Raw genomic sequence first — 19,046 nt, 5'->3', positions numbered from 1 at the left:
GGCGAGAGCGACGCCGTGGCGAAGGATCCCGAGGTGGGGGCACCGGCCGTCGCCGGGACCGCCGCCGAGGCCGCCGCGGAGCCCGTCGAGGAGGGCGTCGAGGGCTGACCCCGCGCGCGGAAGCCCCGAATCCGGCTTGTTATCGTCCTGATGCAACGTCATCGGGTGCCGCACAGTGTTAGCGGGCATCGTGACACTGTGCGGCACCTAGCGCGGTGGCGTATGTCCGGTTGTCCGAAAGTCTGCCCGTCGGGTGAAGCCGCGCATACCCTGGAGCGCAACAGAGTGTCAGCAGGGGTGGGGGTACCGGCCGAGCCGGACTCCGCGGGGCCGCTCCATGCCTGGCAGGCTGCCGGCACCGGGACGGTGCCTCACCGCTAGGCGGCCTGACGGGGCGGGCCCGACGGAGGACTGGGCTTATGGATCGTACGACCGGCGGTGCGCCCACACGCCCGCCGCAGGGGGTGGCGGGAGCGGTCCTGCTGCTCGGCGTGCTGCTGGCCGGCGCCGCGCCGCTCATCCCGCTGGCCGTGCTGGTCTACCGCTACGAGCCGGAGCTGCTGCCACTGTTCGCGGTGCCGCTGGCCGTCCTGGTCGCGGCCTGGCGGATCGCCCGCGACCGGGCGCGCGACCAGCTCACCGACCCGCTGACCGATCTGCCCAACCGCCAGGCGTTACTCCTCGCCGCCCAGGAGTCGATCGCCGAGCACACCGAGGGCTACAGCGTCGGACTGATCCTGCTCGACCTCGATCGCTTCCGATCGCTCAACGACACCCTCGGCCATACCGCCGGCGACCGTCTGCTCGTCCACATCGCCCGTCGGCTGCACCGGGCACTGCGCTCCGGCGGGGCCGCCGGCAGCGCCACCCGCGAGTCCATCGACGACGTCTTCGCCGGACTTCCCCGGCACTACCGCGGCCGCCCGATGGTGGCCCGGATGGGCGGCGACGAGTTCGCCGTCCTGCTGCCCGGCATCGGCTGCCCGGACTCGCTGGAGAAGGTGGCCAAGGCGCTGATCGCAGAACTGGCCGCCCCGATCCGCCTGGACGGACTGCTGCTGGTGCTGGAGGCCAGCGCGGGGGTCTGCGTCTTCCCGCAGCACGCCCAGGACGCCGAGTCGCTGCTGCGCCGCGCCGACGTGGCGATGGGGCACGCGCAGCGCGGCCGCACCTCGGTGGAGCAGTACGACGAGGCCCAGGACGCCGACACCCCGTACCGGATCGGACTGCTGGGCGACCTGCGGCGGGCCCTGGAGACCGGCGAGGTCCAGCTGCACTACCAGCCCAAGGTGGCCTTCGACGGCCGGGTGGTCGGCCTGGAGGCGCTGCTGCGCTGGGAGCGTCCCGGCCAGGGCCGGGTCTCCCCGGACGAGTTCGTGGGCCTCGCCGAGTCCAGCGGGCTGATGCCCCGGCTGACCGACTACGTGCTGGAGGCCGCCGTCGGCCAGCTCGCCCAGTGGCGCGAGCAGGGCCTCCAGGTGCAGGTCGCGGTGAACGTCTCGCCGCGCGACGTGCTCAACCCCGGCTTCGCCCAGCGGGTCGCCGGCCACCTCGTCCGCCACCAGGTGCCGGCCCACGCGCTCCAGCTGGAGATCACCGAGCGGCTGCTGCTGGACGACTCCCGCCGGGCCGCCGACACCCTGGCGGAGCTGCGCGGCTACGGGGTCGGGATGTCCCTGGACGACTTCGGGACCGGCCACTCCTCGCTGGTACGGCTGCGCAGCCTGCCGGTCGGCGAGCTGAAGATCGACCGCTCCTTCGTCTCCCGGATGGCCACCGACGACCACGACGCGGCGGTGGTCCGCTGCTCGGTCGAGCTGGCCCACTCGCTCGGCCTGACCGTGGTCGCCGAGGGTGTCGAGGACGACGAGACCTGGGAGCGGCTGAACTGCATGGGGGTGGACGCGGTGCAGGGCTGGCTGGTGTCGGCGGCGCTGCCGGCCGAGCAGGCCACCGCCTGGCTGCGGGTGCACCGCACCGGCGCGCCGCCGGTGGAGCGGCTCGGCTCCGCCGCCGACCGGCTGCCGCCCGCGATCCAGCCCGTCCTGCCGCCGGTGATCCAGGCGGCGCAGGCGGCGAAGCTGGAGATCCAGGCGCCCAAGCAGCAGAGTTGGGCGCCGACCCGCCCGCAGTGAGGCCGCCGCGCGACGAGGGTGACCGGGGCCCACCGCCGGTCGTTGGCCGGTGGCCGGGCCGTGCCCCATAGGATGGGGACCACAGACCACGAGGACGGGAGCGCCGGACAGGCGGCTCCCGGCCCGGGCCCGGCGCCGCCGGAAGGCGGATCCGGGCCTCACCAGAACTCACCCTGAGGATCGCTGCATGCCTGGCATCACGCGCGAGGAGGTCGCCCACCTCGCTCGGCTGTCGCGTCTTGAGTTGCAGGCCGAAGAGTTGGACCACTTCGCCGAGCAGCTGGACGTGATCATCGGCGCGGTCGCCCGCGTTTCCGAGGTCGCCGGACAGGACGTCCCGCCCACCTCCCACCCGCTGCCGCTGACCAACGTCATGCGCGCGGACGAGGTCCGGCCGTCGCTCACCCCGGACCAGGCGCTGGCCGGGGCCCCGGCCGCCGAGGAGCAGCGTTTCCGTGTGCCCCAGATCCTCGGGGAGGACTGACCGATGACCGAGCTCATCCGTTACACCGCGGCCGAGACCGCCGCCGCCGTCGCCAAGGGCGAGGTGTCCGCCGTCGAGGTGGCCCAGGCGCACCTGGACCGCATCGAGGCCGTCGACAAGAAGGTCAACGCCTTCCTGCACGTCGACACCGAGGGCGCGCTGAGCGCCGCCCGGGCCGTCGACGAGAAGCGCGCCAAGGGCGAGGAGCTGGGCCCGCTGGCCGGCGTCCCGCTGGCGCTGAAGGACGTCTTCACCACCAAGGGCGTGCCGACCACCTGCGGTTCGAAGATCCTCGAAGGCTGGATCCCGCCGTACGACGCCACCCTGACCACGCGTCTCAAGGACGCCGGCGTGGTGATCCTCGGCAAGACCAACATGGACGAGTTCGCGATGGGCTCCTCCACCGAGAACTCCGCCTACGGCCCGACCGGCAACCCGTGGGACCTCTCCCGGATCCCCGGCGGCTCCGGCGGCGGTTCGGCCGCCGCGCTGGCCGCCTTCGAGGCGCCGCTGGCGATCGGCACCGACACCGGCGGCTCGATCCGCCAGCCCGGCGCCGTCACCGGCACCGTCGGTGTGAAGCCGACCTACGGCTCGGTGTCGCGCTACGGCCTGGTCGCCTTCTCCAGCAGCCTGGACCAGGGCGGCCCGTGCGCCCGCACCGTGCTGGACGCGGCGCTGCTGCACGAGGCGATCGCCGGCCACGACCCGCTGGACTCCACCTCGATCGACGCCCCGGTCCCGGCCGTGGTCGAGGCCGCGAAGCTGCGCGACGTGCGCGGCATGCGGATCGGCGTGGTGAAGGAGTTCTCCGGCGAGGGCTACCAGGCCGGCGTGATGCAGCGCTTCAACGAGTCGGTGGAGCTGCTGCGCGAGCTGGGCGCCGAGGTCGTCGAGGTCTCCTGCCCGTCCTTCACCCTGGCGCTGCCGGCGTACTACCTGATCGCCCCGAGCGAGGCCTCGTCCAACCTGGCCCGCTTCGACGCGATGCGCTACGGCCTGCGGGTCGGCGACGACGGCTCCCGCTCGGCCGAGGAGGTCACCGCGCTGACCCGCGAGGCCGGCTTCGGCCCCGAGGTGAAGCGCCGCATCATCCTGGGCACCTATGCGCTGTCCTCGGGCTACTACGACGCCTACTACGGCTCGGCCCAGAAGGTGCGGACGCTGATCTCCCGCGACTTCGACGCCGCCTTCGCGGGCGTGGACGTGCTGGTCTCGCCGACCACGCCGACCACCGCCTTCCCGATCGGCGAGCGCGCCGACGACCCGATGGCGATGTATCTGGCCGACCTGTGCACGATTCCGTCCAACCTTGCGGGCAACGCGGCCATGTCGCTGCCGGTCGGCCTGGCCCCGGAGGACAATCTCCCGGTCGGCCTGCAGATCATCGCACCCGCGATGGCGGACGACCGCCTGTACCGCGTGGGCGGCGCCGTCGAGGCCGCACTCAACGACAAGTGGGGGCACACCCTGCTGGAGGAGGCACCGGCACTGTGAGCAAGATCGAGAACGCCAAGGCCCAGTCGGCATCGCTGAAGGGGTGGAAGCACTCCAAGCCCGGGCTCTGGCTGTCCATCGGCACCAGCGCCTTCGGCGCGATCTCCATCGTCAAGGACGTGCGCAAGGCCCGCGGCGAGAGCGACACCCTCAAGCTGGTCAACGCCCTGGTCGGCGCCGCCGCCCTGGTCACCGGCACGGCCCTGCTGGTCCGTGAGCTGCGCCGCCTCGGCGACGACGACGTCCTGCTGGGCTGACCCAGCCCGTGAGGCCCCGGCCTGCACCCGAGGTGCAGGCCGGGCCCGCACCACCGAAGACTTTTTAGTGAAGGGGACGCTGTGAGCGTCAAGAACCTGGTCTCCTACGAGGACGCGCTCGCGTCGTTCGACCCGGTGATGGGCCTGGAGGTCCACGTCGAGCTGGGCACCAAGACCAAGATGTTCTGCGGTTGCTCGACCGAGCTGGGCGCCGAGCCGAACAGCCAGGTCTGCCCGACCTGCCTGGGCCTGCCGGGCTCGCTGCCGGTCGTGAACGCGATCGGCGTGGAGTCGGCCGTCAAGATCGGCCTGGCGCTGAACTGCGAGATCGCCGAGTGGTGCCGGTTCGCGCGGAAGAACTACTTCTACCCGGACATGCCGAAGAACTTCCAGACCTCGCAGTACGACGAGCCGATCGCCTTCAACGGCTACCTCGACGTGCAGCTGGAGGACGGCTCGACCTTCCGGGTGGAGATCGAGCGCGCCCACATGGAGGAGGACACCGGCAAGTCCAGCCACGTCGGCGGCGCGACCGGCCGGATCCACGGCGCGACCCACTCGCTGCTGGACTACAACCGGGCCGGCATCCCGCTGATCGAGATCGTCACCAAGCCGATCGAGGGAGCCGGCGAGCGCGCCCCCGAGGTCGCCCGCGCGTACGTCGCCGAGCTGCGCGAGGTCATCCGCTCGCTGGGCGTCTCCGAGGCCCGGATGGACAAGGGCCAGATGCGCTGCGACGTCAACCTGTCGCTGCGCCCGAACGGCACCGAGACCTTCGGCACCCGCTCGGAGACCAAGAACGTCAACTCGCTGCGCAGCGTGGAGCGGGCCGCCCGCTTCGAGATCCAGCGGCACGCCACGGTGCTGACCGACGGCGGCACGATCGTCCAGGAGACCCGGCACTTCCACGAGGAGGACGGCAGCACCACCGCCGGCCGGATCAAGGACAACGCCGAGGACTACCGGTACTTCCCGGAGCCGGACCTGGTGCCGATCGCGCCGGCCCGGGCCTGGGTGGAGGAGCTGCGCGCCGGGCTGCCCGAGCTGCCCCGGGTGCGCCGGGCCCGGCTGCAGGCCGAGTGGGGCCTGACGGACAAGGACATGCAGTCGGTGCTGAACGCCGGCGCCGTCGAGCCGATCCAGGAGACCATCGCCGCCGGCGCCCCGGCCGACCAGGCCCGCAAGTGGTGGATGGGCGAGCTGGCCCGCCGGGCCAACGAGACCGGCACCGAGCTGGCCGAGCAGCCGATCACCCCGGCGCAGGTCGCCCGGGTCGCCGCGCTGGTCGCCGAGGGCAAGCTGAACGACAAGCTGGCCCGTCAGGTCATCGAGGCCGTGCTGGCCGGCGAGGGCGAGCCGGACGCGGTCGTCGCGCAGCGCGGCCTGGCCGTGGTCTCGGACGACTCCGCGCTCGGTGCCGCCGTGGACCAGGCCATCGCCGAGAACGAGGCGATCGCCGCCAAGATCCGCGACGGCAAGGTGGCCGCGGTCGGCGCGCTGGTCGGCGCGGTCATGAAGACCACCCGCGGTCAGGCCGACGCGGCCCGGGTCAAGGATCTGATCCTTGAGAAGCTGGGCGTTTCTGCCTGAGTTTCCAAGGCGCCTAAGGCGTTCTAAGGGCTACTTAGAGCCCTAAGGCCCGGTCTTACCCTTCATAAGGGGTAGGGCCGGGCCTTTGCCGTACCCGGGACCCCGGACCTAAGGCGGTCGGGGCCCGGAACATCCGGCAGGCTGCCGATGCGGCCCACCCCCCTGGGAGAGGAATCTTTACCTCAGAACGAGAGAGACACCGAAACCCACAAGGGGAAACACCGTGATCGAGTACGAGCTCATCAAGCAGCAGGAACTGGAACTCCGGGCCCTGGCCGACCACGAGCGCCTGGTCCGCGAGGCGAAGGGTGCCAAGCGCACCGGCTGGCGCCCGAACGTCGGCTTCCGCCTCCAGCGGCGCACCGTCCGCCCGCGCGAATGCTGACGAACCGGCACCAAGGTGCCGAGCAAGGACCGGAAGGGGAGGCGACACGGGGGTGCGCCTCCCCTTCCGGGCGTCCGGGGGGCGGGATAACCCCTCGGACCGCACCCGACCTCTATGGCATGCTCGCCTCCATGCAGCAGATATCGGTGAGTCCCGTCTTCGTCGGCCGCGATCCGGAACTCACCGTCCTGCTGGACGCCATGCGCAGGGCCGGGGACGGCCAGCCGCAGACCGTGCTGATCGGCGGCGAGGCCGGCGTCGGCAAGACCCGGCTGCTGGAGGAGTTCCTCCGTCAGGCCTGCCTCGACGGCGTGGTCACCACCGTCGGCGGCTGTCTGGAGATCGGCGCCGAGGGCCTGCCCTACGCGCCGCTGGCCACCGCGCTGCGCCGGCTGCACCGGAGTCTGGGCACCGAGCTGGAGACCGCCGCGGCCGGTATGGAGGGGCACCTCGCCCGGCTGATGCCGGACTTCGGCGAGGCCGACGGCGAACCCAACGACGAGTACGGACGAGCCCGGCTGTTCGAGCACACCGCGAGGCTGTTCGAACGACTCGGCACGGACCGTACCCTCGTGCTCGCCGTCGAGGACCTCCACTGGTCCGACCGCTCCACCCGGGAGCTGCTGGCCTACCTGGTCCGCACCCTGCACCGGGCCCGGGTGCTGCTGGTCGCCACCTACCGCAGCGACGACCTGCACCGCCGCCACCCGCTGCGGCCGTTCCTGGCCGAGCTGGAGCGGCTGCGCACCGTGCAGCGGGCCGAGCTGGAGCGCTTCGGGCCCGGCGAGGTGGCCGCGCAGCTGGCCGGCATCCTCGGCACCGCCGCCCCGGACCGGGAGCTGGTCGACCGGATCCACCGCCGCTCCGAGGGCAACCCCTTCTTCGTCGAGGAGCTGGCCACCGCCTTCCGCGAGGGCTGCTCGGCCGGGCTCACCGACTCGCTCCGGGACATGCTGCTGGTCCGGGTCGAGGCGCTGGACGAGCAGACCCAGCGGGTGCTGCGGATCGCCGCCGAGGGCGGCTCCTACGTCGAGCACGCCCTGCTCGCCGCCGTCCTGGAGGACGAGGAGGAGCTGATCGACTCGCTCCGGGTCGCGGTCGGCGCCAACATCCTGCGCCCGGACACCGACGGCGACGGCTACCGGTTCCGGCACGCGCTGGTCCGGGAGGCGGTTTCGGACGACCTGCTGCCGGGTGAGCGGCACCGGATCAACCGGCGCTTCGCCGCCGCGCTGGAGGCCGATCCGCACCTGGTCGGCTCCGACGTCCGCCCCGCCCGGCTGGCCAACTACTGGTACCACGCCCACGACCCGGCCCGGGCCCTGCCGACCGCCCTGGAGGCCGCCAGGGCCGCCCGCCGGCGCAATGCCTTCGCCGAGCAGCTGCGGATGCTGGAACGGGCCCTGGAGCTCTGGGACGAGGTCCCGGACGAGGTGCTGGCGGGCACCCTGCGCCCGCACGACTGGGCCGAGACCTACCCGCCCTGCTCCTGCGACGTGGACCGGCACGACGAGCACTGCGACCGGCTCTGCCTGATCGACGTGCTGGCCGAAGCCGTGGTCGCGGCCCGCCGCAGCGGGGACCGCGAGCGCGGGCTGAGCCTGGCCCGGCGGGCGCTCAAGCTGGTCGACGAGACCGAGCACCCGGCCCGCGCCGCCTGGTTCCGGATCAACCGGGCCCGGATGCTCGGCCACCTGCGCCGCTCCGGCGACGAGGCGGAGATCGCGTACGCGCACCGGCTGGTCGAGCACCTGCCGCCGTCCGCCGTCCAGGCCGAGGTGTTCGCCCTCGGCGCCGGCAACGGGATGCTCTCCAACCCCCGGCCCGAGCTGGTCGAACTCGCCGAGCGGGCGGTCCGGATCGCCCGCGAGGTGGGCGCGGACGCCATCGAGCAGCACGCCCTGATGACGCTCGGCGGGCTGCGCAACGACCTCGACTCCGACCCGGAGGCCGCGGTCGCCCAGCTCACCGCGGCGGTGGAGGCCACCCGGCGGATCGGTGCCCCCGACATCCTGCTGCGCGGCATCAACAACCTGGCCTCGATGCAGCGCGGGCTCGGCCGGGCCGAGGAGGCGGCGGCGCTCGCCCGGGAGGGGCTGGAGTCGGCCCGGGGCAACGGCCTCCAGCGCAACATCGGCACCATCCTGACCGGGAACCTCGCCGAGGCGCTGATGGACCTCGGACGGGTCGACGAGGCCGAGCAGGTGCTCGCCGAGTGCCATCTGGTCGGGGCGACCGGCACCCACGCCGAGTTCCTGGACCGGATGCGCGGCGAACTCGCCCTGCTCCGCGGCGACCTGCCCGGCGCCGCCGCGATGCTGGCCCAGGCCAGGGCGGCCAACCGGATCGGCCAGCTCCAGCACTCCGTCCCGATCGCGCGGCTGGCGCTGCGGGTCGCCGCCGGGGCCGGCCGCCCGCTGGACGCCCGCGCCGAGCTGATCGCCGCCCTGGACGAGGACCTCCGGTGCGGCTACCTCGCCGACCTCTACCCGCTGCTGGTGGACGGCGCCGCCGCCGAGGCGGACAGCCGGGGCCTGCCGGAGGCCGAGCGGGGACGGGCCGCCGTGCTGGCCAGGATCGCCGGGACGGCGGCCGGGCTGACCCCGACCGTGCCGCTGCACCACGGCTGGGCCCGGCTGCTGGAGGCCGAACTGGCCCGCGCCGAGGGGGCGGACACCCCTGAGCAGTGGGCCACCGCGGTCGCGGCGCTGCGCCCGACCGGGCTGCCGTACCCGCTGGCGGTCGCGCTGCTGCGGGCCGGCGAGGCCGAGGTACTGGCCGGACGCCGTGAATCCGGCGTCGAACTCCTGCGCGAGGCACGGGAACTGGCGTCCGCCCGGTCCGACGCCGGACTGCGGGCCGAGATCGACGCGCTGGCCGCGCGGGCCGGACTGGCGCTCGTCGCGGACCGCCCGGTGCCCGCTCCGGCACTGCCGGCCGGTGAATCCCTCGGCCTCACCCCCCGTGAGCGGGACGTGCTCCGATTGCTCGCCCGGGGGTGCACCAACCGGCAGATCGCCGAGGAACTGTACATCTCGCCGAAGACCGCGAGCGTGCACGTCTCCAACATCCTCGGCAAGCTCGCGGTGGCCGGCCGGGGCGAGGCGGCCGCGCTGGCCCACCGGCTGCGGCTGTTCCCGGCTGCGGCTGTTCCCGGAGGACCTGGCTCCGGCCGCCCGCTGACGGCCCGTCCCCCGCCCCCGCCCGGTGCTCCCGCCCGCTGCCCCGCCCGGCGTACCGCCGTGGTGGCCGGTGCCGGGCGGGCGCTGCCGCGTGCTCCCGTGCGCGCTGCGTGAGCCCCCTTGTGCGCGCCCCCGTCAACCGGACCGATTCGGCGGAATCGGACGCAATTCCCTACCCCCGGGCCATTACTCTAAGTTGAGTGTGCGTGTCATTGAGTGACCGAAGTGGTGTAGGGTCCCGAACGGGAACATCGGTGTGGCGGGACGGCCGGCAGGCCCCCCGCTCCCTGGGTCACCGCCCTGCCGGGGCGCCAGGTCACCGCGCACGGCCACCGGGCGCGCGGCCGGTGGTCCGTGACCGGGGCGCGAGGCCCCGGGCCGGAGGGGGAGAGGCCGAGTGAGCTCCACCGACGCGGTGCTGCCCGGAGCCGGACGGCCGCAGGCGCGCCGGACGCCGTCCTGCCCGCGGACGGGCCGCCGAGGCCGGGCCAACAGCGACCGGGCCAACAGCGGCCGGGCCCGCCCCCGCGCGGCGCCCGCGCGGGCGGCCCGCCCCCGTACCGCCCGGCCGGCGGCGGCGCGAGACCGGGGCCGCTCCGGCGGGCGCTCTGCAGCCGCAAGCTGCCGGGCGCCGCCCTCGCCGTGCTCTGCCTCGCCTACACCCTCGGCGCCGCGCTCGGCTGGGGCTCGCGCCAGGTCGCCGTCTTCATGGGCGACTTCGGCCTGGCGGCGGCCGCCCTCGCCGCCGCGCTCTCCTGTCTCGCCTACGGCTGTACGGTCGGCGGCCACGCCCGCCCGGCCTGGCTGCTGTTCGGCCTCTCCTCGCTCATGGTCGCCTTCGGCAACGGCACCTGGGGCTGGTACGAGCTGGTCGAGCGGACCCAGCTGCCGCCCAACTCGCTGGCCGAGTACGCCTTCCTGCTGTTCGCCCCGCTGGCCATCACCGGCGTCCTGGTGCTGGCCCAGCGCCCGCGCACCGCCGCCGGCTGGCTCTGCCTGCTGCTGGACGGCTGGCTGGTGGCCGGCTCGCTGTTCACCCTCAGCTGGAGCCTCGCCCTCGGCCGCACCGCCGCCGGCGAGGACGGCTCCCCGCTGCGGCTGGCCCTCAACCTGGCCTACCCGCTGCTGGACATCCTGCTCGTCTCGCTGGTCGTCGGCCTGCGCTTCGGCGGCCGGGACGGCAACCGCGCCGCCGTCCACACCGCCATGGTCGGCCTCGCCGTCACCGTGCTCTGCGACGCCCTGTTCACCTCCCCCGAGCTGCGCAGCAGCTACCACTCCGGCGAACTGCTGGACGCCGGCTGGTTCGCCGGCAGCCTGCTGCTCGCCTGGGCCCCGTGGTCCCCGCGCTGGCGCCGCCCGCTGCGCGAGCACCCGGCGCTCGGCGGGCTGCCCCGCCGCCGGGTCGCCACCACCTTCAGCGCGCTCACCCCCTACGCGGCCGCCGCCGTCTGCACCGCCGGGATCCTCTACAACGCCCTCGGCGGGCGCTCGTTGGACCGGGTGGTGGCCTCGGCGGCCTGCACCGTCGGCCTGGCGCTGATCCTGCGCCAGGGCATCATGCTGCTCGACAACCTCTCGCTGGCCCAGGAACTCGCCCACAAGGAGGCGCACTTCCGTTCCCTGGTGCAGGGCTCCAGCGACGTCATCATGATCGCCGGCGCCAACGGCGTGCTCTCCTACGTCTCCCCGGCCGCGCTGGGCGTCTACGGGCGCGACCCGGAGGAACTCGTCGGCGGCAACCTGCTCGACCTCATCCACCCCGAGGACGTCGACCGGGTGCTGCTGGAGGTCCGCCGCTTCCTGGCCCGGGGCCGGCTCGCCGCCCACCGCGACCCGGGCGCCGAGCCGCTGCCCGCGGCCCGGGTGGAGTGCCGGATCGGCTCCGGCGGCGGCGAGTGGCTGCACGTCGAGTCGACCGTCGACCGGTACCGCGACGGCCTGATCCTGAACAGCCGCGACGTCACCGAACGGGTCATGCTGCAGGCCCAGTTGCAGCACAACGCGTTCCACGACCCGCTCACCGACCTGCCCAACCGGGCGCTGTTCACCCAGCGGCTGCGGGCCGCCCTGGCCGCCCGCGGCCCGCAGGACGAGGCGGGCTCCGGGGTCGCCGTGCTCTTCCTCGACCTGGACGGCTTCAAGGCGGTCAACGACACCGCCGGCCACCAGGTCGGCGACGAGCTGCTGGTCCAGGCGGCCCGCCGGCTCCAGGGCGCCGTCCGCTGCGGGGACACCGTGGCCCGCTTCGGCGGCGACGAGTTCGCCGCCCTGGTCTGCGGCCCGCTCGGCCGACTCCAGGTCCAGGAGCTCGCCGAACGGCTGCGCGCCGCGCTCTCCGAGCCCTACTGGATCGGCGGCAGCGAACTCAGCGTCGCCGCCAGCATCGGGATCGCCTTCGGCACCCCGGAACGCGGCCCGGCCGCCGACCCGCGCGCCGCCGCCGACGAGCTGATGCGCAACGCCGACCTCGCGATGTACCGCGCCAAGTCCGAGGGCAAGGGCCGGGTGATGCTCTACACCCCGGCCATGCGCGCCGATCTGGAGCGCCGCACCGAACTGGACGAACGGCTCCGCGCGGCCGTCCGCGAGGGCGGCTTCACCCTGCTGCACCAGCCCGTGGTGGACCTCAGCACCGGAGCGGTCACCGCCGTCGAGGCCCAGGCCCGCTGGCGCTCCGCACAGGGCCTGCTGCTCACCCCCGCCGAGTTCCTGCGCTCCACCGAGCCGGGCGACGCCGCCGCGCGGTTCTCCCGCTGGCTGGTCCGCGAGGCCGTGACCGCCGCCGCGCTGCGCCGGGGCCTGCCCGCCCGGGGCCGCGTCGTCCCGCCGCCGGTCCCGGTGTCGGTCCGGCTGTCGGCCGAGCGGCTGTGCGCACCCGGCCTCTACGAGGCGGTGGTCGCGGCCCTGCGGGACAGCGGGCTGCCCGGCGGCCAGCTGATCGTGGAGGTGGCCCGGACGGGCCCGGACGACCTGGCGGACGAGCTCGGCCGCCGGCTCGACGCGCTGCGCCGGCTCGGCGTCGGCACCGCGCTGGCCGGCTTCGGGGCCGGCCGGGGCTCGCTCGGGACGCTGGTCCGGCTCCCCTTCGACGGCCTCAAGCTGGACCGCTCGCTGGTCCAGGACCTGGGCGAGTCCGCCCTCGCCAGGACCCTCGCCGGGCACGCCCTGCGGCTCGGCCGGGACCTCGGGCTGGTCACCGCCGCCGAGGGCGTCGACCTGCCGCGCCAGGTGGCCGTGCTGCAGGAGCTGGGCTGCCGCCAGGTGCAGGGCTCGGCGTTCTCCGCGCCGCTGGACGAGATCCGGCTCCGGCGCGAGCTGGCCCGCCGCGCGTACCCGGTGCCGAGGCCGCTCGGCCCGCTGCCCGCGCGGCGCGCCTTCCTGGCCGCGGACACCCGGACGAGTGGCCGCGGCGAGGCCGCCGCAGGGCGTGCCGTGCCTCATCACAACGGCTCCGACCTGCCCGAACACCCGGCCGTGGCGGGTCCGGGAGCCGGTCCGCATGGCGAGACGGCCGTCCCACCTGCTTGACAGCCGACCCTTGACGGGAGGAAGGTCGTTGCCATGCGCACCCGAATTCTCGTACTTGGCGGGCGCGTCGGCTGAGCGGGCCCCGACCCGTTCGTGACAGACCGACGCGCCACCCCTCGCATGCCCTTGGGCACGAGGGGTTTTTTGTTGCACCGACGCTGTTCCACCACCGCAAGACCCCTGGCCCCGAGGCCCCGCGAAAGGGACGATTGGGGCAGAGCCGGCGATCGGCCCGCAAGCGGGACCCCACCCTCGACCCCCGGGGCCCGCAAACCACCGGGTCGGCCAGAACCGAGAAGAGACAGGCAGATGACCGAGCACGCCGCATCCCCCCGCCGCGGGGACACCCCGGCCGCCCACGCTCCCGCTCCTCAGCACGTCGTCGAGACCATGACCGGCGCCCAGTCGCTCATCCGCTCGCTGGAGGCCGTCGGTGCGGACACCGTCTTCGGCATCCCGGGCGGGGCCATCCTTCCCGCGTACGACCCGCTGATGGACTCCACCAAGGTGCGCCACATCCTGGTCCGTCACGAGCAGGGCGCCGGCCACGCCGCCACCGGCTACGCGCAGGCCACCGGCCGGGTCGGCGTCTGCATGGCGACCTCCGGTCCGGGCGCGACCAACCTGGTCACCCCGATCGCCGACGCGTACATGGACTCGGTGCCGATCGTCGCCATCACCGGCCAGGTCACCTCCAAGGCGATCGGCACGGACGCCTTCCAGGAGGCGGACATCTGCGGCATCACCATGCCGATCACCAAGCACAACTACCTGGTCACCGACCCGGCCGAGATCCCCCGGGTGATCGCCGAGGCGTTCCACATCGCTGCCACCGGCCGTCCCGGCCCGGTCCTGGTCGACATCGCCAAGGACGCCCTGCAGGCCACCACCACCTTCCGCTGGCCGGTCGAGACCTCGCTGCCCGGCTACCGCCCGGTGACCAAGCCGCACGCCAAGCAGATCCGCGAAGCGGCCAAGATGCTGGTCACCGCCAAGCGCCCGGTCCTGTACGTCGGCGGCGGCGTCATGAAGGCCGGCGCCACGGCCGAGCTGCGCATCCTGGCCGAGCTGACCGGCGCCCCGGTGGTCACCACCCTGATGGCGCTCGGCGCCTTCCCGGACAGCCACCCGCAGCACCTGGGCATGCCCGGCATGCACGGCTCCGTCCCGGCCGTCACCGCGCTCCAGAAGGCCGACCTGCTCTTCACCCTCGGCGCCCGCTTCGACGACCGGGTCACCGGCAAGCTGGACAGCTTCGCGCCGTACGCCAAGGTCGTCCACGCGGACATCGACCCGGCCGAGATCGGCAAGAACCGCCCGGCGGACGTGCCGATCGTCGGTGACGCCCGCGAGGTGCTGGCCGACCTGATCGTCGCCGTCCAGGCCGAGTTCGACGCCGGCCACAAGGGCGACTACGGCGACTGGTGGGAGCGGCTCGACGAGTGGAAGACCACCTACCCGGTCGGCTACGAGCCCGCGCCCGGCGGCCAGCTCTCCCCGCAGCAGGTGATCGAGCGGATCGGCCGGCTGGTCGGCCCGGACGCCGTCTACGCGGCGGGCGTCGGCCAGCACCAGATGTGGAGCTCGCAGTTCATCCGGTTCGAGAAGCCGGGCACCTGGCTCAACTCCGGCGGCGCCGGGACCATGGGCTACGCGGTGCCGGCCGCGATGGGCGCCAAGGCGGGCCGCCCGGAGGCCGCGGTCTGGGCGATCGACGGCGACGGCTGCTTCCAGATGACCAACCAGGAGCTGGTCACCTGCGCCCTGAACGACATCCCGATCAAGGTCGCGGTCATCAACAACGGCTCGCTGGGCATGGTCCGGCAGTGGCAGACGCTGTTCTACAACCAGCGCTACTCCAACACCGTGCTGCACGCCGGCCCCGGCCACGACGGCATCGAGCCGCCGGCCCAGGGCACCCGGATCCCCGACTTCGTCCTGCTCGCCGAGGCGATGGGCTGCGTCGGCCTGCGCTGCGAGCGCCCCGAGGACCTCGACGCGGTGATCAAGCAGGCGATGGAGATCAACGACCGCCCGGTGGTCATCGACTTCATCGTCCACCAGGACGCCATGGTCTGGCCGATGGTCGCGGCCGGCACCAGCAACGACGAGATCCAGTTCGCCCGCGGCGTCCGTCCCGACTTCGGCGACGACCTCGACTGAGCCCCTTCCGGAACGACCAAGGGAACCCACGACCCATGTCCAAGCACACCCTCTCCGTCCTGGTCGAGAACAAGCCCGGCGTGCTCGCCCGGATCGCCGCGCTGTTCTCCCGTCGGGGCTTCAACATCGACTCCCTCGCCGTCGGCCCGACCGAGCACCCGGACATCTCCCGGATGACCATCGTGGTCAACGTCGAGGACCTCCCGTTGGAACAGGTCACCAAGCAGCTCAACAAGCTCGTCAACGTGATAAAGATCGTCGAACTCGACCAGTCCGCTGCGATCCAGCGGGAACTGGTCCTGGTGAAGGTCCGCGCCGACAACGACACCCGGTCGCAGATCGTCGAGATCGTCCAGCTGTTCCGCGCCAAGACGGTCGACGTGTCCCCGGACGCGGTGACCATCGAGGCCACCGGCAGCTCGGACAAGCTGGAGGCCATGCTCCGGATGCTGGAGCCCTACGGCATCAAGGAGTTGGTCCAGTCCGGCCTGGTCGCCATCGGACGCGGCGCCCGTTCGATCACGGACCGCTCGCTGCGCGCCCTCGACCGCAGCGCCTAGGACCCGACCGGTCCTCGCCCTTCCGGGACGCGCCGCCGTCTCAAACCTTGAAGCACCGCCCCACCCCGACGCCGGATCCGCATACGGTAGGAACCACCGCAGACCCGGCAAACCACTCGCAAGGAGATGTGCCCCCGTGGCCGAGCTGTTCTACGAAGACGACGCCGACCTGTCCATCATCCAGGGCCGCAAGGTCGCGGTCATCGGCTACGGCAGCCAGGGCCACGCCCACGCGCTGTCCCTGCGCGACTCGGGCGCGGACGTCCGGGTCGGCCTGAAGCCGGAGTCGAAGTCCCGCGCCAAGGCCGAGGAGGCCGGCCTGCGCGTGGTCACCCCCGCTGAGGCCGCGGCCGAGGCCGACGTCATCATGATCCTGGTCCCGGACCCGATCCAGTCGGACGTCTACGAGGCCGACATCGCCCCGCACCTGAAGGCCGGCGACGCCCTGTTCTTCGGCCACGGCCTGAACATCCGCTTCGGCTTCATCAAGCCCCCGGCCGACGTCGACGTCTGCATGGTCGCCCCGAAGGGCCCGGGCCACCTGGTCCGCCGCCAGTACGAGGAGGGCCGCGGCGTCCCCGCGATCGTCGCCGTCGAGCAGGACGCCTCCGGCAAGGCCTTCGACCTGGCGCTGTCCTACGCCAAGGGCCTCGGCGCCACCAAGGCCGGCGTCATCAAGACCACCTTCACCGAGGAGACCGAGACCGACCTGTTCGGTGAGCAGGCCGTCCTCTGCGGTGGCACCGCCGCCCTGGTGAAGGCCGGTTTCGAGACCCTGGTCGAGGCCGGCTACCAGCCGGAGATCGCCTACTTCGAGTGCCTGCACGAGCTGAAGCTCATCGTCGACCTGATGTACGAGGGCGGCCTGGAGAAGATGCGCTGGTCCGTCTCCGAGACTGCCGAGTGGGGCGACTACGTCACCGGCCCGCGGATCATCACCGCCGACACCAAGGCCGAGATGAAGAAGGTCCTCACCGAGATCCAGGACGGCACCTTCGCCAACACCTGGATCGCCGAGTACAAGGCCGGTCTGCCCAAGTACAACGAGTACAAGAAGGCCGACGAGGACCACCTGCTGGAGACCACCGGCAAGAAGCTCCGCAAGCTGATGAGCTGGGTCAAGGAAGAGGCGTAAGGCCTCGGGGGAGCCCTCGCGGGTTTGTATCCCCCTTGTACAACAAGGCGGCTCCCGTCCGGGTGATTTTGCCGGACGGGAGCAGCCTGTTACCCAGCCCGTCGATACACTTCCGAGTGCGCGTCAGGCCCACAGCGTCGTGCGTCTAGCTACGCGGCATGCCACCTTCCCCCCGCCCGGCAAGGCCACCCTCGTGCCCGGATCCGGGGAGAACCGGACAGTTAAGGACACACTGTCGTGAGCGCTGCTACAACTGTGAAATCTGGCGTAGTACTGATCGCCGAAGAGCTGTCGCCCGCCACCGTCGACGCCCTCGGGCCGGACTTCGAGATCCGGCACTGCAACGGTGCGGACCGCACCGAACTGCTGACCGCCATCGCGGACGTGGACGCCGTCCTGGTCCGCTCCGCCACCAAGGTCGACGCCGAGGCGCTGGCCGCGGCCCGCAAGCTCAAGGTGGTCGCCCGCGCCGGCGTCGGCCTCGACAACGTGGACGTCTCCGCCGCCACCAAGGCCGGCGTCATGGTCGTGAACGCGCCGACCTCCAACATCGTCACCGCCGCCGAACTCGCCTGCGGCCTGCTGATCTCCGTCGCCCGCAACATCGCGCCGGCCAACGCCGCGCTCAAGGGCGGCGAGTGGAAGCGCAACAAGTACACCGGCGTCGAGCTCAGCGAGAAGGTCCTCGGCGTCGTCGGCCTCGGCCGGATCGGCGTGCTGGTCGCCCAGCGGATGTCCGCGTTCGGCATGAAGATCGTCGCGTACGACCCCTACATCCAGGCCGCCCGCGCCGCGCAGATGGGCGTCAAGCTGGTCTCGCTGGAGGAGCTGCTGGAGGTCTCGGACTTCATCACCGTCCACCTCCCGAAGACCCCGGAGACCATCGGTCTGATCGGCGACGAGGCGCTGCACAAGGTCAAGCCGACCGTCCGGATCGTCAACGCCGCCCGCGGCGGCATCGTCGACGAGGCGGCGCTGCTCAGTGCCCTGCGCGACGGCCGGGTGGCCGGCGCCGGCCTGGACGTGTACGCCAAGGAGCCGTGCACCGACTCGCCGCTGTTCGCCCTCGACAACGTGGTGGCCACCCCGCACCTGGGCGCCTCCACCGACGAGGCCCAGGAGAAGGCCGGCATCGCCGTCGCCAGGTCGGTCCGGCTGGCGCTGGCCGGCGAGCTGGTGCCGGACGCGGTCAACGTCCAGGGCGGCGTGATCGCCGAGGACGTCCGGCCGGGCCTGCCGCTGGCCGAGAAGCTCGGCCGGATCTTCACCGCGCTGGCCGGCGAGGTCGCCGTCCGGCTCGACGTCGAGGTGCGCGGCGAGATCACCCAGCACGACGTCAAGGTGCTCGAACTGTCCGCCCTCAAGGGTGTGTTCGAGGACGTCGTGGCGGAGACGGTGTCCTACGTCAACGCCCCGCTGTTCGCCCAGGAGCGCGGTGTCGAGGTGCGGCTGACCACCTCCAGCGAGAGCCCCGAGCACCGCAACGTCATCACCGTGCGCGGCACCCTGGCGGACGGCGAGGAGATCGCCATCTCCGGCACGCTGGCCGGCCCCAAGCAGGTCCAGAAGATCGTCGGCGTGGACGCCTTCGACGTGGACGTCGCGCTCACCGACCACATGGCCTTCTTCAAGTACGAGGACCGGCCCGGCGTGGTCGGCGTGCTCGGCCGCCACCTCGGTGACGCGCCGGCATCAACATCGCCGGCATGCAGGTCGCCCGCGACGGCAGCGGCGCGCTCGCCTCCCTCACGGTGGACAGCGAGATCCCGCAGGAGGTGCTGTCGGCGATCGCGGCCGAGATCGGCGCCCGCTTCGCCCGCTCGGTCGACCTCGGCGCCTGAGCCCCGCACCACCCCGCACCACCCCGCACCACCCCTGACCAGGGCCCGGACTGCCGTTCGCACGGCGGTCCGGGCCCTGGCGCGTTCCTCCGGGTGAGGGCCGTCTCAGATAGTAGGAAATCCAAGTATTCGTGCAGACACGGCTGGGCGCGGGTCGTACCGTGGAGTCAGCCGCACGGTGTGCCGCCCCTGTAGCCAGGGCGTCCGGCCCGTGCGCGCGTCCGCACCCGAAGGGCGGGAGACCCCTGCCCGGTGTACCTACCCCCCTCCTCCCCACCCCGCCGCG

Annotated in this window: 10 protein-coding genes and 2 pseudogenes; all 12 read left to right on the top strand. The window is 73.0% G+C overall.

The features are described from left to right. Positions 1–482: 482 nt before the first annotated feature. Positions 483–2,135: pseudogene (locus VR45_RS07890) on the top strand (bifunctional diguanylate cyclase/phosphodiesterase); the annotation flags it as partial. A gap of 187 nt (positions 2,136–2,322) precedes the next feature. Then, positions 2,323–2,619, top strand: a complete 297-nt coding sequence (gene gatC / locus VR45_RS07885; protein ID WP_030302932.1) for an Asp-tRNA(Asn)/Glu-tRNA(Gln) amidotransferase subunit GatC — start codon at positions 2,323–2,325, stop codon at positions 2,617–2,619. 3 nt (positions 2,620–2,622) lie between these two features. Beyond that, entirely contained in the window at positions 2,623–4,116 is a 1,494-nt protein-coding gene (gatA, locus tag VR45_RS07880) for an Asp-tRNA(Asn)/Glu-tRNA(Gln) amidotransferase subunit GatA (protein WP_045938940.1), read from the top strand. 5 nt (positions 4,117–4,121) lie between these two features. Further along, positions 4,122–4,373 carry a hypothetical protein gene (locus VR45_RS07875; RefSeq protein WP_045938943.1) on the top strand — a complete coding sequence of 84 codons (252 nt, stop codon included), beginning with the start codon at positions 4,122–4,124 and terminating at the stop codon, positions 4,371–4,373. Positions 4,374–4,454: 81 nt separating this feature from the next. Then, positions 4,455–5,963: an Asp-tRNA(Asn)/Glu-tRNA(Gln) amidotransferase subunit GatB gene (gene gatB / locus VR45_RS07870; RefSeq protein ID WP_045938939.1), complete on the top strand. Its 1,509-nt coding sequence runs from the start codon at positions 4,455–4,457 to the stop codon at positions 5,961–5,963. 223 nt (positions 5,964–6,186) lie between these two features. Next, on the top strand, positions 6,187–6,348 hold the full coding sequence (locus VR45_RS46750) for a hypothetical protein (protein ID WP_159394145.1): 162 nt from the start codon (positions 6,187–6,189) through the stop codon (positions 6,346–6,348). A gap of 131 nt (positions 6,349–6,479) precedes the next feature. After that, positions 6,480–9,644, top strand: a complete 3,165-nt coding sequence (locus tag VR45_RS07865; RefSeq protein WP_234325878.1) for a helix-turn-helix transcriptional regulator — start codon at positions 6,480–6,482, stop codon at positions 9,642–9,644. Between the two features lie 528 nt (positions 9,645–10,172). Further along, entirely contained in the window at positions 10,173–13,061 is a 2,889-nt protein-coding gene (locus VR45_RS07860) for an EAL domain-containing protein (RefSeq protein ID WP_234325877.1), read from the top strand. A gap of 309 nt (positions 13,062–13,370) precedes the next feature. After that, a complete protein-coding gene (locus VR45_RS07855; protein WP_030392699.1) occupies positions 13,371–15,224 on the top strand; it encodes an acetolactate synthase large subunit in 1,854 nt (617 codons plus the stop codon). A 35-nt stretch (positions 15,225–15,259) separates the two neighbouring features. Continuing rightward, on the top strand, positions 15,260–15,784 hold the full coding sequence (gene ilvN / locus VR45_RS07850; protein ID WP_030392698.1) for an acetolactate synthase small subunit: 525 nt from the start codon (positions 15,260–15,262) through the stop codon (positions 15,782–15,784). Positions 15,785–15,920: 136 nt separating this feature from the next. Next, positions 15,921–16,919: a ketol-acid reductoisomerase gene (gene ilvC, locus VR45_RS07845; protein WP_045938938.1), complete on the top strand. Its 999-nt coding sequence runs from the start codon at positions 15,921–15,923 to the stop codon at positions 16,917–16,919. Positions 16,920–17,174: 255 nt separating this feature from the next. Further along, positions 17,175–18,760 (top strand): annotated as a pseudogene (gene serA / locus VR45_RS07840) (phosphoglycerate dehydrogenase). Positions 18,761–19,046 lie beyond the last annotated feature (286 nt).

This window comes from Streptomyces sp. NRRL S-495 (genome assembly GCF_000966955.1).
GTDB lineage: Bacteria > Actinomycetota > Actinomycetes > Streptomycetales > Streptomycetaceae > Kitasatospora > Kitasatospora purpeofusca.
This window is presented reverse-complemented; position numbering and strand designations above follow the sequence as displayed.

Bases quoted from the DNA above. Each gene is read 5' to 3' on its own strand.
- gatC (WP_030302932.1), top strand. From the start codon at position 2,323: ATGCCTGGCATCACGCGCGAGGAGGTCGCCCACCTCGCTCGGCTGTCG.
- VR45_RS07855 (WP_030392699.1), top strand. From the start codon at position 13,371: ATGACCGAGCACGCCGCATCCCCCCGCCGCGGGGACACCCCGGCCGCC.
- ilvN (WP_030392698.1), top strand. From the start codon at position 15,260: ATGTCCAAGCACACCCTCTCCGTCCTGGTCGAGAACAAGCCCGGCGTG.
- VR45_RS07865 (WP_234325878.1), top strand. From the start codon at position 6,480: ATGCAGCAGATATCGGTGAGTCCCGTCTTCGTCGGCCGCGATCCGGAA.
- gatA (WP_045938940.1), top strand. From the start codon at position 2,623: ATGACCGAGCTCATCCGTTACACCGCGGCCGAGACCGCCGCCGCCGTC.